At 45.2% G+C, this 15,493-nt stretch carries 11 protein-coding genes; 4 read left to right on the forward strand and 7 right to left on the reverse strand.

What is annotated here, in order from left to right:
• The first annotated feature begins 26 nt into the window (after positions 1-26).
• Both ydiJ and N646_RS01480 read left to right on the forward strand, forming a co-directional pair.
• Positions 27-3,062 carry a D-2-hydroxyglutarate dehydrogenase YdiJ gene (ydiJ, locus tag N646_RS01475; RefSeq protein ID WP_017820825.1) on the forward strand — a complete coding sequence of 1,012 codons (3,036 nt, stop codon included), beginning with the start codon at positions 27-29 and terminating at the stop codon, positions 3,060-3,062.
• A gap of 73 nt (positions 3,063-3,135) precedes the next feature.
• On the forward strand, positions 3,136-3,597 hold the full coding sequence (locus N646_RS01480) for a methyltransferase family protein (RefSeq protein WP_005377951.1): 462 nt from the start codon (positions 3,136-3,138) through the stop codon (positions 3,595-3,597).
• 110 nt (positions 3,598-3,707) lie between these two features.
• On the opposite strand, the gene N646_RS01485 is transcribed toward N646_RS01480, so the two are convergent.
• The 6 genes from N646_RS01485 to hutC form a co-directional block, all read right to left on the reverse strand.
• Positions 3,708-4,433, reverse strand: a complete 726-nt coding sequence (locus N646_RS01485) for a DUF3581 domain-containing protein (RefSeq protein ID WP_017821813.1) — start codon at positions 4,431-4,433, stop codon at positions 3,708-3,710.
• A 335-nt stretch (positions 4,434-4,768) separates the two neighbouring features.
• Positions 4,769-6,304 carry a histidine ammonia-lyase gene (hutH, locus tag N646_RS01490; protein WP_017821814.1) on the reverse strand — a complete coding sequence of 512 codons (1,536 nt, stop codon included), beginning with the start codon at positions 6,302-6,304 and terminating at the stop codon, positions 4,769-4,771.
• A gap of 11 nt (positions 6,305-6,315) precedes the next feature.
• Positions 6,316-8,013, reverse strand: coding sequence for a urocanate hydratase (gene hutU / locus N646_RS01495; protein WP_021033840.1), 1,698 nt, complete (start codon positions 8,011-8,013; stop codon positions 6,316-6,318).
• Positions 8,014-8,086: 73 nt separating this feature from the next.
• On the reverse strand, positions 8,087-9,097 hold the full coding sequence (gene hutG, locus N646_RS01500; protein ID WP_017821816.1) for a formimidoylglutamase: 1,011 nt from the start codon (positions 9,095-9,097) through the stop codon (positions 8,087-8,089).
• A gap of 1 nt (position 9,098) precedes the next feature.
• A complete protein-coding gene (gene hutI, locus N646_RS01505) occupies positions 9,099-10,349 on the reverse strand; it encodes an imidazolonepropionase (RefSeq protein ID WP_017821817.1) in 1,251 nt (416 codons plus the stop codon).
• A gap of 129 nt (positions 10,350-10,478) precedes the next feature.
• Positions 10,479-11,186: a histidine utilization repressor gene (gene hutC / locus N646_RS01510; protein ID WP_005385493.1), complete on the reverse strand. Its 708-nt coding sequence runs from the start codon at positions 11,184-11,186 to the stop codon at positions 10,479-10,481.
• A 248-nt stretch (positions 11,187-11,434) separates the two neighbouring features.
• Here hutC and N646_RS01515 point away from each other — a divergent pair, with 248 nt between their 5' ends.
• The gene (locus N646_RS01515) at positions 11,435-12,178 is read left to right on the forward strand and encodes a sporulation protein (RefSeq protein ID WP_017821818.1); all 744 of its coding nucleotides are present in this window, start codon (positions 11,435-11,437) and stop codon (positions 12,176-12,178) included.
• Positions 12,179-12,184: 6 nt separating this feature from the next.
• Here the strand turns inward: N646_RS01515 and N646_RS01520 are convergent, their stop codons facing one another.
• On the reverse strand, positions 12,185-13,162 hold the full coding sequence (locus N646_RS01520) for a DUF3187 family protein (RefSeq protein WP_017821819.1): 978 nt from the start codon (positions 13,160-13,162) through the stop codon (positions 12,185-12,187).
• Positions 13,163-13,564: 402 nt separating this feature from the next.
• Here N646_RS01520 and thrS point away from each other — a divergent pair, with 402 nt between their 5' ends.
• Positions 13,565-15,493 (forward strand): threonine--tRNA ligase, encoded by a 1,929-nt coding sequence (gene thrS, locus N646_RS01525; protein ID WP_005395892.1) that lies wholly within the window; start codon positions 13,565-13,567, stop codon positions 15,491-15,493.

Consider the following 15,493-nt stretch of genomic DNA (forward strand, 5'->3'; position numbering starts at 1 on the left):
ATCAGCGTCGTAGGGGCAGGAAGCAAATGTTACCAAGATTACACTCGCAAACTGATGTCGATCCTCTTGTTCTTAGTTTTCTGAAAGAGCTTGAGCACGCCGGATTCACTGGTGATATCGAAAGCCAATATTCAAGCCGACTAGCGGTTGCCACTGACAACAGTGTTTACCAGCAACTTCCTCAGTCTGTCGTTCATCCCAAAACGACAGAAGATGTTTCTCTCCTCGGTAAACTGAGCAATAAAGAAAAGTACGAACGAATTACCTTTTCACCTCGTGGCGGCGGCACAGGGACCAATGGTCAGTCGCTAACCAAAGGTATTGTGGTGGATATGTCTCGTCACATGAACAAAGTGCTTGAGATTAATGAGAAAGAAGGCTGGGTTCGTGTACAAACTGGTGTAGTGAAAGACCAGTTAAATGACGCTGTTCGCCCTTATGGCTACTTCTTCTCTCCAGACTTATCTACCAGTAACCGTGCAACGATTGGCGGCATGGTCAACACCGATGCTTCTGGTCAAGGTTCTCTGAAATACGGAAAAACATCCGATCATGTTTTGTCGCTACAAGCGGTGTTTGCTGATGGTTCAATTTTAGAGTCGGACTTGTCTCATGGTTACCCAAAAGAAGGCGAGTTTGCTGCCAAGGCGCTACGTGTAACGGAATCCGTATGTCGTGAAAAACGCCAGCAGATCGTAGATAAGTTTCCTCCTCTTAACCGATTTTTAACGGGCTACGATTTAAAAAATGCCTTGAATGAAGAAGGTGACCGTTTCGATATCACACGAGTACTGTGCGGCGCTGAAGGTTCATTGGCATTCATTACCGAAGCGAAGCTTAACCTGACGCCAATTCCGAAAGCGCGTACGTTGGTTAACGTTAAATACAACAGCTTTGATTCTGCACTGCGTAATGCACCGTTTATGGTAGAAGCGAAGGCGCTGTCTGTAGAAACCGTTGACTCAAAAGTGCTTAATCTCGCGAAGCAAGATATCGTTTGGCACACCGTGAGCGATTTACTTACCGATGTTCCAAATAAAGAGATGCTTGGTATCAATATGGTGGAATACGCAGGTCAGGACGAAGAGGAAGTTGCTGCTCAGGTTGCAGCATTGACCGCCAAGCTCGATACCATGTTGGAAACAGAAGAAGCGGGCATTATCGGCTACCAAGTTTGTAACGATGTAGCGAGCATTGGGCGTATTTACAACATGCGTAAAAAAGCGGTGGGTTTGTTAGGCGCAGCAAAAGGTCGTGCTAAACCGGTCGCATTCGCTGAAGATACCTGTGTGCCACCAGAAAACCTGGCGGACTTCATTGTAGAGTTTCGAGAACTGTTAGACAGCAAGTCTCTGAATTACGGCATGTTTGGTCACGTCGATGCTGGGGTGCTTCACGTACGTCCTGCGTTGGATTTGTGTGACCCGCACCAAGAAGCATTGATGCACGAAGTTTCTGATGAAGTGGTCAAGCTGGTGGCGAAATACGGTGGTTTGATGTGGGGTGAACACGGCAAAGGTTTCCGTTCAGAATATGGCCCTGAGTTTTTCGGCGACGAGTTGTTTACTGAACTGAGACGTGTGAAAGCGGCATTCGATCCACACAACAAAATGAACCCGGGCAAAATCTGTACACCGCTGGATAGTGATGCAGAGCTTGTCAAAGTTACCGATACCAAACGTGGTTACTATGACCGTCAGATTGACGTTCAAGTACGTGACAGCTTTAAACAAGCGATGGAATGTAACGGTAACGGTTTGTGTTTTAACTACGATACTAGCTCGCCAATGTGTCCATCGATGAAAGTAACAGCCGATCGTCGTCATTCACCGAAAGGTCGTGCGGGTTTGGTTCGCGAGTGGTTGCGTCAGCTCACTGAACAAGGCATTGATATCCTTGACTTAGAAAAGCAAACACTAGAAAACAAAACATCAATCAAAACCATGATTGACCGCGTACGTCATTCTATCAATCGTCGTCACGAGTATGACTTCTCTCACGAAGTGTATGAAGCGATGAATGGTTGTTTGGCGTGTAAAGCGTGTGCGAGTCAGTGTCCGATTAAAGTCGATGTTCCGAGCTTTCGCTCGCGCTTTTTAAACATCTATCACTCTCGTTACCAACGTCCTGCAAAAGACTATCTGGTTGCCAACATTGAGACTATGCTGCCGATGATGGCGAAAGCGCCAGGTGTCGTAAATGGTGTTTTGAAGCAGTCGTGGGTGAAAAGTTTAACGGCATCTACGGTCGGGTATGTCGATGCGCCGTTGTTATCAGTACCCACCTTGAAACAACGAGTAGAGTCGCTGACAACGCCTTATGATCTGCAAGCGCTCAGTGGTTTGTCTTCGTCTGAAAAGAGCAAGCATGTTTTAATTGTTCAAGACCCATTCACTAGCTACTACGACGCTGATGTCGTTGAAGACTTCGTTAAGTTATTGAAAAAGCTGGGTATGCATCCGGTACTTCTGCCGTTTAAGCCGAATGGTAAAGCACAACACATTAAAGGGTTTTTACGTCAGTTTAAGGACACAGCAGCCGACACAGCGAAGTTCTTGGCGATGGTAGCGGATTTGGATATCCCATTAGTTGGCGTCGATCCTGCTTTGGTGCTGTGTTATCGAGATGAATACGCTGAAGTGCTTGGCAGTAAGCGAGGTAATTTCGATGTACTAACAGCCCACGAATGGCTTTACCCAAGACTAGAAGCGTTTGAAAGCGGAGAGCATAAGGCGCAGGAACCTTGGTATCTGTTTGCGCACTGTACTGAAAAAACCAAAATGCCCAATGCGGAAAAAGAGTGGGGCGCTATTTTTGCTCACTTTGGTGCAGTTTTGAATACGGTACCTGTTGGTTGTTGTGGTATGGCGGGTACGTTTGGTCATGAGGTTGATAAGTTGTCGATGTCGAAAGACATTTACAATTTAAGCTGGAAGCCGAGCTTAGATAAGTTGGATAACGAGAGATGTTTGATTACAGGCTATTCTTGCCGCAGCCAAGTTAAACGCTTTGAAGGAACGAAGCCCAAGCATCCCGTTCAGGCATTGTTAACTTTGTTGTAATCGGACTAGATCAAGCCCAGTTTTACTGGGCTTTTTAGAAACCGTATTTAGACCCTTTCAAAGGATATGAATCTTGAGAAAACTTGAACTCAAAGTCCCACCTGTTGTGGTGTTTTTGCTAGTCATACTTTTGATGTACGGACTTAAAGTTTTGACGCCGAGCATGAACATTCGAGTACCCTTTGTTGAATTTGTAGTAGGTGTATTAACTTTGTTGTCTGGCTACATGGGCATTGCTGGCGTGTATGAATTTCGCAAAGTAAAAACCACAGTAAACCCAGTAAAACCTGAAGCGGCATCTTCTGTTGTAAGAACAGGTGTGTTTGCCTTTTCACGCAACCCTATGTACACGGCATTATTGCTTCTAATCATAGCAACTGGTTTGTGGTGGCAGCACTTGAGTGTGGTGCTTTGTGGCGTGATATTTGTCAGTTATATGAATCGGTTTCAAATCAAGCCTGAGGAACGCGTTTTAGAGCGATTGTTTGGTGAAGAGTATGTGGATTATAAAAACCATGTTCGTCGTTGGCTCTAAGCATTGCGTTTAGTTTTGTTTGGATGAGACATAAAAAGAAAGCCCAACGGTCGACGTTGGGCTTTCTTTTAGTAAACACTTTTTTTGTGCGCTTCTGATAGGGCAGTCGACTAGGCTGCCTTAACGAACTTTGCTAGGAATGCATCCTTACGTTCATTAAAGCGGCGTACAAGGTCGTCAACCGCTTCTTGGTCATATGGCTTCAAGCCACTTGCAACCATGCGCTTAATACCTTTACCAACGACTTCACCGTCTTCTTTAAACGCAAAGTTTAAGGTGACTACACCTCGTTTTCCTTCTACGTCGAATGTTGCGCCAGTGAAATCCACCTCTGGATGCGTAAGGTCTAAGCGTGAAAATTCGACTTCCATGCTTTCATAAATAACTAATGGACGCTGGCAGTTAATCATCATTTGCTTCTCTTCCATAAGAGGAACCATGATGTGAGGGAAGTTCATACCAGAAAATTGCACGTAATTTGTCACTACATGCTCAATAAATGCCGGATCGTGGTTAGTTTCACCTTCACGGGACATGTGTAAGTATTCTTTACCTGCCTCGTCAACAACAGCGCTTTCTTTGTCACACTTATTTTCAATATGAAGTGCTACACCATCGTTTACCATGCCAGAGAAGTTAAAACGCATCTTTTGGCTAACGCCTTCTTTACTAAGAAGCACAGCGAAAAGTAAATCTCCAGGGACACAAAAGCGTTTGTTGTCTTCATCATGAATTGGGTTGTAGTCACCTGCGACACGTTTTGCAAAGTGGCTTGCTTGTTCGCGAGTGAACTGAAACTGGTGATTAGTGTTTGAAAAATAAGGTGTTAGAAACATAATTTTTACGTAGTAACCAAAACTGTGTGGGATTATATGCGAATATCTGCGTAGCAATGGTCCATCCAGTGAAAACTTCACCGTATCCTAACAATAAGACACTATTTCGGCGGATAAACCGTTAAAAACGCATACTTTAGCAACGCTTTTATTTGTGAAAACAATAAACAACGACCTTTTCGCTCGCCTATCTTTTAAAGTATAGCCATCAAAGTAGACAGGCGTTCATAAATAGTGCCATCAACATGTTTAATCGTATGTAAAAAGGCTCCACGCTGAACGTAGAGCCTTCAAGTCATTATCTGTTTATTCGATGAAATGCCAGTTATGCTTGGTTATTGAACACTTGGTAACAAGCTCTCTGGCATGAGCGTGTTGTGGATAGCCAGCTTAAGCAGAGTATTTGCCTGTTCAATGTCTGGAGCAAAGTAGCGATCTTTATCGTAGAACGATACTTTTTCACGCAACATTTGTTTCGCAATCTCAATACGCTCAGAGGACTTGTTTGGCGCTCTAAAGTCTAGGCCTTGTGCTGCTGAGAGGTACTCGACAGCCAGAATACCGCGAGTGTTTTCGCCCATTTCTTTCAATCTGCGAGCCGCGAATGTTGCCATTGACACGTGATCTTCTTGGTTTGCAGATGTTGGCAAGCTGTCTACTGACGCTGGGTGAGCGAGCGTTTTGTTTTCACTTGCTAACGCAGCAGAGGTCACCTGAGCGATCATGAAACCAGAGTTCACACCACCATTGTCGACTAAGAACGGTGGCAGTTTTGATAGCGCGCTATCGATAAGTAATGCCATACGACGTTCAGACAAGCTGCCGATCTCGGCAATCGCAAGTGCTAGGTTGTCGGCTGCCATTGCAACAGGCTCCGCGTGGAAGTTACCGCCAGAGATGATGTCACCATCTTCAGCAAACACCAACGGATTATCTGATACGGAGTTCGCTTCTACTTGTAATACTTCCGCCGCATTGCGGATTTGCTGTAAACACGCGCCCATCACTTGAGGCTGACAGCGCAAAGAATACGGGTCTTGTACTTTTTCACAGTTAGTGTGCGAATCACCTATTTCACTCGATGTGTCTAACAAATGACGGTATGCGAGTGCTGCGTCCATTTGGCTGCGATGACCACGTACACGGTGAATGCGCGGATCGAATGGACGTCGGCTGCCGAGAGCGGCTTCAACAGACATTGCACCACAAACGGTTGCTGACGCGAAAAGGTCTTCCGCGATAAACAGGCCTTCCAATGCGAACGCTGTGGATGCCTGAGTCCCATTTAGTAGCGCTAAGCCTTCTTTTGGCGCCAGAGTGATAGGCTCTAGACCTGCGATTTTTAATGCTTCTTGCCCGGAAATGATTTTACCGTTGTGGCGAGCTTGTCCTTCTCCCAGTAATACAGTGCTCATATGGGCTAGAGGAGCTAAGTCACCTGATGCGCCAACAGAGCCCTTTTTAGGTACGCAAGGGTAAACTTGTGCGTTGACTAGGTCGGTCAGCATATTAATGACTTTTAGGCGAATCCCAGAAAAGCCACGAGACAGACTATTGATTTTTAATACCATCATCAGACGAACCGTTTCATCTGACATAAACTCACCGATACCTGCCGCATGAGAAAGAACGATACTGCGTTGCAGTGTTTCTAAATCTTCTGGTGCTATTCGTGTGTTAGCCAATAGCCCAAAACCAGTGTTAATTCCGTAAACCGTTCTATCTTCCGCGATGACTCGGTCTACGACCTGTGTGCTTTCTTCAATGGCCGGAATGGCTTCAGGATCCAAAGTAAGGTTGACTGGTGAACGGCTCACTTGGCGTAGTTCGTTTAAGCTAATATGACCTGGCTTTAGCGTTAAATTTAACATCTCTTTCATCCTTACTTGAGCTTCTTCAGTTCTTCGTTGAGCATTGGCAAATCTAGCCCTTGCTCTGCTGCACATTGTTTAGCGATATCGTATCCCGCATCAGCATGACGCATCACGCCTGTTGCTGGGTCGTTATGCAGCACGCGGGCAATACGTTCTGAGGCATCTTCACTGCCGTCACAGCAGATAACCATACCTGAGTGTTGCGAGAAGCCCATACCTACGCCACCACCGTGGTGCAGTGAAACCCAAGTTGCGCCGCCCGCCGTGTTGAGTAGCGCGTTTAATAATGGCCAGTCTGATACGGCGTCAGAACCGTCCATCATACCTTCGGTTTCACGGTTCGGGCTTGCTACAGAGCCAGAATCTAAGTGATCTCGACCAATGACAACGGGCGCTTTAAGTTCGCCATTTTTCACCATTTCGTTGAATGCTTGACCAAGACGCTCACGATCTTTAAGACCAACCCAGCAAATACGCGCAGGTAAACCTTGGAACTGGATGCGTTCGCGAGCCATATCTAGCCAGTTATGTAAGTGCGGATTATCTGGAATTAGCTCTTTTACTTTTTGGTCGGTTTTATAAATGTCCTCAGGATCGCCAGAGAGAGCAGCCCAACGGAAAGGACCGATACCTTCACAGAATAGAGGACGAATGTAGGCTGGAACGAAGCCAGGAAAATCGAATGCGTTTTCTACGCCTTCTTCCAAGGCCATCTGGCGGATGTTGTTACCGTAGTCGAGTGTTGCGGCGCCGCGATTTTGCAGCTCTAACATCGCTTGAACTTGCACAGCCATGGATTTTTTCGCTGCTTTTACGACCATTGCTTCATCTTGCAAACGCATTTCTGCTGCGTGAGACATGCTCCAGCCTTGTGGTAAATAGCCATTGAGCGGGTCGTGTGCAGACGTTTGGTCTGTTACGACATCAGGCGTGATATTACGTTCTACCAGCTCAGAGAAAACGTCTGCTGCATTACCTAGTAGACCAACCGATACTGGTGTGTCTGACTCTTTAATGATAGCTAGCGCTTCATCTAAAGAAGTCGCTTTCTTATCGACATAGCCTGTACGTAGGCGGTAATCGATACGTGATTCATCACACTCTACTGCAATCATGGAGAAGCCCGCCATTGTACCAGCGAGAGGTTGAGCACCACCCATGCCACCAAGACCACCTGTTAGAATCCAACGGCCCTTTGCTTCGCCGCCAAAGTGTTTTTTTGCAACAGATACGAACGTTTCGTATGTGCCTTGTACGATACCTTGCGAGCCAATGTATATCCAGCTGCCAGCGGTCATTTGGCCGTACATCATCAAGCCTTGTTTATCGAGCTCGTTGAAGTGTTCCCAGTTTGCCCAATGCGGAACAAGGTTTGAGTTTGCGATAAGCACGCGTGGAGCATTTTTATGAGTAGGGAAAACACCAACAGGCTTGCCTGATTGAACTAAAAGCGTTTGGTCATCTTCGAGTCTTTCAAGTACTTCAACAATCTTGTCGTAACATTCCCAGTTTCGCGCTGCTCGGCCAATGCCGCCATATACAACCAGTGAATGTGGATGTTCTGCAACATCAGGATCAAGGTTGTTCATCAGCATACGAAGAGGGGCTTCGGTTAGCCAAGATTTTGCGCGCAGTTTATCTCCGTGAGGTGCACGAATTGTTCTGCTTGTATCAAGTCGTGGATCTTGTCCCTGGCGCTGTGTCATTTCAGACTCCTTTAGTTTCTCGTGATGACCAAGTACTTGCTTGGTCGTAATAATCAGTGGCATCTGGGATGCATTATGGTTTGTGCTGTTTTTCCGCCATTGCGTTGGCGATATCCCAACACAAACGGGCAGCTAATCGTGCTGTTTGACTATCGACGTCATAATTTGGGTTGTATTCGGCGATATCAGCCAGCATTAACTTATTTTTGTAATGAAGAATTCGATCTAAAAAGGGGGCAATTGTGTCGTAACTCACTCCCCGAGCTGCTGGTGCGCTGACTCCAGGTGCGGTTGCAGCAGGGAATACATCCAGATCAATAGTCAAATAGAGGTAGTCACAGTCGTCAATAAAATGCTGAAGCTGAGTTAAGTGATAACTGTGGTTTAAGTAGCAGAGCTGATTGTCCTCTACATACCAAACATTTAACGCATCTGCTTTTTCAAATAGCGCTTTAGTGTTGCTACTGCGGCTTACACCAATACAAGCGTAATGAAAGTCCCAATCGTTACGTTGACAAAAATGGTAAATTTGGTTGAAGGGTGTACCAGAGCTCGGTCTTATGTCGGCGAGGTTACTCTCGAATGCGCGCAAATCGAAATGCGCATCGAAATTGATAATGCCGATTTTAGGCTTCTTCTCTGGATGGTGCGCTTTAAAATATTCCGCTAAGCCGGAAAACGAGGCCCACGCAATCTCATGCCCACCACCCAGCACGATGACTGGTGTATGGGGCAGTGCGCTTGAAATGGTTGCTGCACATAGAGCTTGGCTCTCTTCCAGTAAGTCGTCTTCACACACCACAGTACCTAAGTCATATAGTGGGGCGTCTTGGTGCCATGCTAAATTAGCGAGTGCTCGTCGGATTAAGTCTGGCGCTTTTTTCGCGCCAATGCGTCCTTTGTTTCTCGCAACGCCAGCGTCGGTAGCAAAACCGAGTAATGAGACGCCATGCGCAACGGCACTCAACTCATCTGCTTTTTGGCGTTGAACAACGTGATGAATTCGCTGACCAAGCTTGCCGTCCTCGGCATCATGACGGCCTTGCCAATGAAATAGGGGAGAGTGTAGGTCGAATTGAGACATATTATTGGCCTCCGTGTGAAATGTATTCACCATTTACTATACGACCTACCAGACGTTTTGCTCCGACTTGATAGCTTAAATCCGCAGGGCTTTCGATATCCCATATAGAGAAGTCCGCATCAAACCCTACTTTGATTTCGCCACGTGAGTTTTGATAACCCAGAGCTTTGGCTGCATGTTGCGTTACACCACGCAGTGCTTCTTGCGGTGTAAGGCGAAATAGCGTGCACGCCATATTCAGCATGAGTGTGAGATCAGAAAATGGTGATGTACCTGGGTTGACGTCCGTAGCAATTGCCATCGGCACGTTATGCTCTCTCAACAACTCAATCGGTGGTAACTGAGTTTCTCTTAGAAAATAAAAAGCGCCAGGCAATAGAGTGGCGACGGTGTTTGATCGAGCAAGTGCTTTAACACCTTGCTCATCTAAAAACTCGATGTGATCCGCTGACAGACCTTTGTATTGCGCAGTGAGGGCTGTACCACCGAGATTAGAAAGTTGCTCAGTATGCCCTTTAACCTTTAAGCCGTGGCGTTTTGCAGCTACAAACACTTTTTCTGTTTGTTCAAGATTGAAACCAATCGATTCACAAAAAACATCGACACTCGTAGCTAATTCTTCCTTTGCGACAACAGGGATTATGTCCTGACAAATGTGCTCAATATAATCATCTGCACGACCTTGGAACTCTGGCGGAATGGCGTGAGCGGCGAGAAGTGTAGTGGTGATTTTAACTTTGCGCTCTTGCTCCAGCATTTTGGCGGCACGGAGCATTTTTATTTCATCATTCAGTGTCAATCCATAGCCAGATTTCACCTCGACAGAAGTGACGCCACTCGCGAGTAACCCATCTAAACGTGGTAACGCTAACTCAACTAATTGCGCTTCGGTTGCTGAACGCGTCGCATGCACCGTTGAAAGTATCCCACCGCCTTGTTTGGAAATTTCTTGATATGGCACGCCGTTTAAGCGCATTTCAAATTCGTTGGCACGATTGCCCGCGTAAACAAGATGAGTGTGGCAGTCGATCAAACCTGGCAGAACTAACTTGCCTTGAAGGTCGATACTCTGAGCGTAATGTTGGGCAGACAGCAGAGACTCGGTTTGCGGTGCGTCTTCACCAATGGCACAAGTACTGATCGCAACGATTTTTCCAGATTTAATACCAATGCGCGCTGGAGGCGTTGGAAGGTATCCGCATTCTCCCGATTGCATGGTAACTAGACGTGCGTTTTCAATCAGCAAATCCATGTTTGTGTCCCTGTGTTTATTTGTATCATTAAATGTATATACAAATAAATAGAGCAAAATAAGAACACTGACAAGATTGATGTTGCTAAAATGTGATCAAAACGTAGATCTAGAGGGCAAATCTTGTCCTTAAATGAGCACTTTTGAGCTCAGCTTATATTTGTTACCAGGGTGATAAAGTAGGGCGGTACTGACTAACTTATCTTGGCTCCACGTTCTGCGATTCAAGAGAAGGCAAGGTTCATTGGCTTGCATTTTTAAGTCTTGCTTAATACGGCTTTCAGGCACAATTGCCTCTACAGTATGTTCTATCGCGCTGAGTGGGCAATTATCTGACAGGTATTGATTTGGAGTGATTTGTGTGAAGTCTTGATTTAAATAACTCGGGGCATATTGGCTATTCACCCAGCGGAGCTCCAATTGAATCGGCGTTTGGTCTTCATAGTGAATAATTTCACTGTAAAACACTGTCGTGCCTAGCATAACGCCGAGTTTTGTCGCAATGTTGTCATCTGCTTTTATGGCAATCTGTTTGAGCACTTTACTGCCATACTTTCGCCCTCTATCGCTGACTTCTTCGGCAATGTTTCGAATGTCTAGCAGGGGGGATTCTGACTTTTCACCAGGATCACACACGAACGTGCCTAAGCGTGGGCGACGTTGTAATCGGCCCTCATTTACTAAATCCCGAATTGCTTTGTTCACTGTCATTCTACTGACACCAAATTGCTCGGTAAGCTCAATCTCGGTGGCGATGCGATGACCAACTACCCACTCTCCAGCATCAATTTTATCCAGGATAAATTGTTTAATTTGAATGTAGAGCGGTGCAGACATAATGATTTCCCTTTATTTGACTATACAAATACTGCTGAATTTAGGTACAAATTGCAAACATTTCTCGACGAATGTACCGCTTAGTGACCGAACAATCCTATTGCAGGGCTGAATGACTCTTGCTGCTGAGCATTATTTGGCTTGATGATTGAATTCAAGCATTTTCTTGTGGTCTATTGCTTGCACAGCAGAAAACAATTGTGTAAACAAACGATTATTAGAAGAAAAGTCGCTAAAAAAGGAAAAATATGTTTAAAAAATTGAAAGCATCACTGGGGATCGGCTCTGCAAAAGTAGATACCATTTTGGACGAAATGAGCGTGTTTCAAGGAGCGACGCTGAAAGGGCATGTTCATATCAAAGGCGGAGATGTCGAACAACAAATTGATGCTATTACGATTAAATTGAACACGGAAATGAAAGTCGAAGTGGATGATAGCGTAAGTTACCAAACCTTCACTATTGATCAATTGAAAGCAGTTGACCCTTTTGTGATTCAACCTAATGAAGAAAAGCAGGTTCCGTTTGAGCTAAAACTGCATGATGAAACACCAATTACTGCGGTTAGCGCACTTAAGAATCAATGTCATGTTTGGGTCGAGACGACGTTAGATATTGATTTTGCAATTGATCCGCGTGACCGTGACTATATTGAAGTGAAACCTTTACCAGTAGCATCTCGGGTTATTCAAGCGATCGAGCAAGCTGGTTTCACTATGGTTAAAGCCGATGTTGAAAAAGGCTTTTTGCGCGGTGGCTCGTTTGCTTCTCGCTCTGGTATTTATCAAGAGCTAGAGTTCCGTAACAGCGGCTTTATCTCATCAAAAGAAATTGAGCTCTCTTTTATTCTGGAAGGGCAGGTCATGCATTGTTTGGCAGAGATTGACCGTTCGCTCAGTTTGGCTGGTGACCAATATCGCTCGTTTACGTTGCCGATCAATGCAACCGATGCTCAAGTCGCAGCCGCAGTGGCACCAACGCTAAATCTATAGCTCTCATCACCTTGATGAAAATATGTACCGATATCCTATTGTGAAAGCGATATCGGTACTGTTATCCATGTTTCTTGCGTTCTCTACGGCTAAAAACTCAAGCGCTGAATTTTCCATTAGATATCGATAGCCCAATACCAGTTCATTAGAGGCATCAGCAAACTCTGTGGGCCCTTCTGTTGAGCCTTGATACCAATGATATTCCAACATCAGGTGATGGTTATCTTCTAAGGCATAACGGTACCCACCCGCAATGGCAATCGTATTATGTCGATAGGGCAGATCGAGCAAGGCACGGTCATCCGAGCGAAAAGTCATGCCAATCATCGAATAAAATGCATGAGCATCACTTAAGTAGCTGTAGTTTAATTGGAAGCCTTGCTCGAAACTGCTACCTTGAAAAGTACCGTGAGCCACATCGTTAAAATACAAACTGCCGCCAATCGATAGGCCGTGATGTTCATTTTGGAACACTTGATACTGTAAGTAAGTAGATAGGTTATTGGCCAGTGTTTGTCCTTCGAAATCATCTTCAAGCACATTATATTGCGGCATTGAAATGTAAAAACGATCTCTGTCTACTTTATCCCGCCCATTTTGTCCGATACCGAAAAGTTTATGGAAGCTTTTCGTCAGTCCATCTAAATGGTTGTCAGCGGCAAAGACCCATCGATAGTTGAGCTCCCACTGCCAACGGTTGCTGACTTGCCATTTGCTGCCTAATTCGATTTGATTGTGGTAATAATCCAGTGCGTATTCATCAGTATGAGCCCAAACACTTGCCACGGTTCCCGAACCATAGGCTTCGACAAAACCAGAGGGCAGACTATGCCCTGAACGCAGTATGTTGGTGTGACTAACCACTTGCATTGGGGATTGTGCGTAAGAACGCAGCGGGCCATATAAGTCATTTGATGCGAAGGCTTGCAAAGAACATATCGAGGTGCTTAGAAGTACCATAAAGCGCGATTTGAAATAGACCATGATGAATACCTACATACAAACTACTCTATAAAACAACTATATACCTAAATCGCACGTTGAGCTCTCGCCAAGCGTGTTAAGCTTTGTATCGGTTCAAACGTAATAGGCGATATTGTAATTTGTTGTGTAAGTTCATTGGGGGGCAATTCCGTTTACAAGTTATGCGGTCTCTTAAAAAGCATGATCAGATTGTCGTGACGGGTCTGCGGTTAAGTTCTTATGACAAAACAAAATCGCGCTTTGCATTCTAAATGTGAGCTAGGTACAATCCCATTTTCGATAACGGTCCGGTATTCGTGTTACCGAGAGGCCTTTATTGACTCTCAACTATTTTCAACAAATAGCTTCTAATTTGAATAACATGTGTTGCTTGGTGTGCAACACCACTGTAAAGGACATAGCATGCCTATTATTACTCTTCCTGACGGCAGTCAGCGTCAATTTGACAACCCAGTTTCTACTATGGAAGTTGCGCAATCGATCGGTCCTGGTCTTGCAAAAGCAACTATCGCTGGTCGTGTAAACGGTAACCGCGTTGATGCGTGTGATCTAATTGAAGAAGACGCAAGCCTTGAAATCATCACAGTTAAAGATGAAGTAGACGGTCTAGAAATCGTTCGTCACTCTTGTGCTCACCTTCTGGGTCACGCTCTTAAGCAGCTTTACCCTCAAGCTAAAATGGCGATCGGTCCAACCATCGACAATGGCTTCTACTACGATATCGACCTAGACGAATCTCTAACGCAAGAAGATCTTGAAAAGATTGAAAAGCGTATGAAAGAGCTAGCGAAAACCAAGTACGAAGTGGTTAAGAAAAAAGTAAGCTGGCAGGAAGCGCGTGATACGTTTGAATCACGTGGCGAACCATACAAAGTGGAAATCCTAGACGAAAACGTATCTCGTGATGATCGTCCAGGTCTTTACCACCATGAAGAATACATCGACATGTGTCGTGGTCCACACGTACCTAACATGAGCTTCTGTCAACATTTCACACTATTAAATGTGGCAGGCGCATACTGGCGTGGTAACAGCGACAACAAAATGCTTCAACGTATCTACGGTACAGCATTCCACGATAAGAAAGCTCTGAAAGCGCACCTAACTCGCCTAGAAGAAGCGGCGAAGCGCGACCACCGTAAGATTGGTAAGCAACTAGACCTATTCCACATGCAGCAAGAAGCGCCGGGTATGGTGTTCTGGCATCACAATGGTTGGTCTATCTTCCGTGATCTAGAAGTATTCATTCGCGCTAAGCTAGATGAGTACGGTTACCAAGAAGTAAAAGGTCCGCTAATGATGGACCGTGTTCTTTGGGAACGCTCAGGTCACTGGGATAAATACGCTGATGCAATGTTCACAACTTCTTCTGAGAACCGTGAATACGCGATTAAGCCAATGAACTGTCCAGGTCACGTACAGATCTTCAACCAAGGTCTAAAATCGTACCGCGACCTACCGCTACGTATGGCTGAGTTTGGCTCATGTCACCGTAACGAACCATCTGGTGCACTACACGGTATTATGCGTGTACGTGGCTTTACTCAGGATGACGCTCACATTTTCTGTACTGAGAGCCAAATTCAAGAAGAAGTAACAAACTGTATCAAGATGGTGTACGATACGTACCAAACATTTGGTTTCGACAACATCGTAGTGAAACTGTCTACTCGTCCAGAGAAACGTGTAGGTTCAGATGAAATCTGGGATCAATCTGAAGAAGCATTGAAGCAGTCTCTTGAATCGATGGATATCCCATACGAAATTCAAGAAGGCGAGGGTGCGTTCTACGGTCCTAAGATTGAATTCACACTATACGATTGTCTAGACCGTGCGTGGCAGTGTGGTACTGTCCAGCTAGACTTCAACCTACCAGGTCGCTTAGGTGCAACTTATGTAGGTGAAAACAATGAACGTCTTGTACCGGTAATGATTCACCGTGCGATTCTAGGTTCACTAGAGCGCTTCATCGGTATCCTTATCGAAGAATATGCTGGTTTCTTCCCAACTTGGTTGGCGCCAGAACAAGCAGTTCTTATGAACATTACTGATAAACAGTCAGGTTATGTTCAAGAAATAGTACAAAAACTACAAAAAAGTGGAATTAGAGCTAAAGCGGACTTGAGAAATGAGAAGATTGGCTTTAAAATCCGCGAACATACTTTGAAGCGTGTACCGTATATGCTTGTTGTTGGTGACCAAGAAATGGAAGCTGGCGAAATTGCAGTGCGTACTCGTAAAGGTAAAGATCTTGGTAAATTTAAAGTGGATGATTTTATTGCATACATCCAAGACGAGATCTCTAGCCGTAAGCTCAATCTGGAGGAATAA

The sequence above is a fragment of the Vibrio alginolyticus NBRC 15630 = ATCC 17749 genome (genome assembly GCF_000354175.2).
Lineage (GTDB): Bacteria > Pseudomonadota > Gammaproteobacteria > Enterobacterales > Vibrionaceae > Vibrio > Vibrio alginolyticus.

Coding starts and splice junctions, on each gene's coding strand:
- N646_RS01520 (WP_017821819.1), bottom strand. CDS start 13,162: ATGGTCTATTTCAAATCGCGCTTTATGGTACTTCTAAGCACCTCGATA.
- hutU (WP_021033840.1), bottom strand. CDS start 8,013: ATGACACAGCGCCAGGGACAAGATCCACGACTTGATACAAGCAGAACA.
- hutI (WP_017821817.1), bottom strand. CDS start 10,349: ATGGATTTGCTGATTGAAAACGCACGTCTAGTTACCATGCAATCGGGA.
- ydiJ (WP_017820825.1), top strand. CDS start 27: ATGTTACCAAGATTACACTCGCAAACTGATGTCGATCCTCTTGTTCTT.
- hutH (WP_017821814.1), bottom strand. CDS start 6,304: ATGTTAAATTTAACGCTAAAGCCAGGTCATATTAGCTTAAACGAACTA.
- hutG (WP_017821816.1), bottom strand. CDS start 9,097: ATGTCTCAATTCGACCTACACTCTCCCCTATTTCATTGGCAAGGCCGT.
- thrS (WP_005395892.1), top strand. CDS start 13,565: ATGCCTATTATTACTCTTCCTGACGGCAGTCAGCGTCAATTTGACAAC.
- hutC (WP_005385493.1), bottom strand. CDS start 11,186: ATGTCTGCACCGCTCTACATTCAAATTAAACAATTTATCCTGGATAAA.
- N646_RS01485 (WP_017821813.1), bottom strand. CDS start 4,433: ATGTTTCTAACACCTTATTTTTCAAACACTAATCACCAGTTTCAGTTC.
- N646_RS01515 (WP_017821818.1), top strand. CDS start 11,435: ATGTTTAAAAAATTGAAAGCATCACTGGGGATCGGCTCTGCAAAAGTA.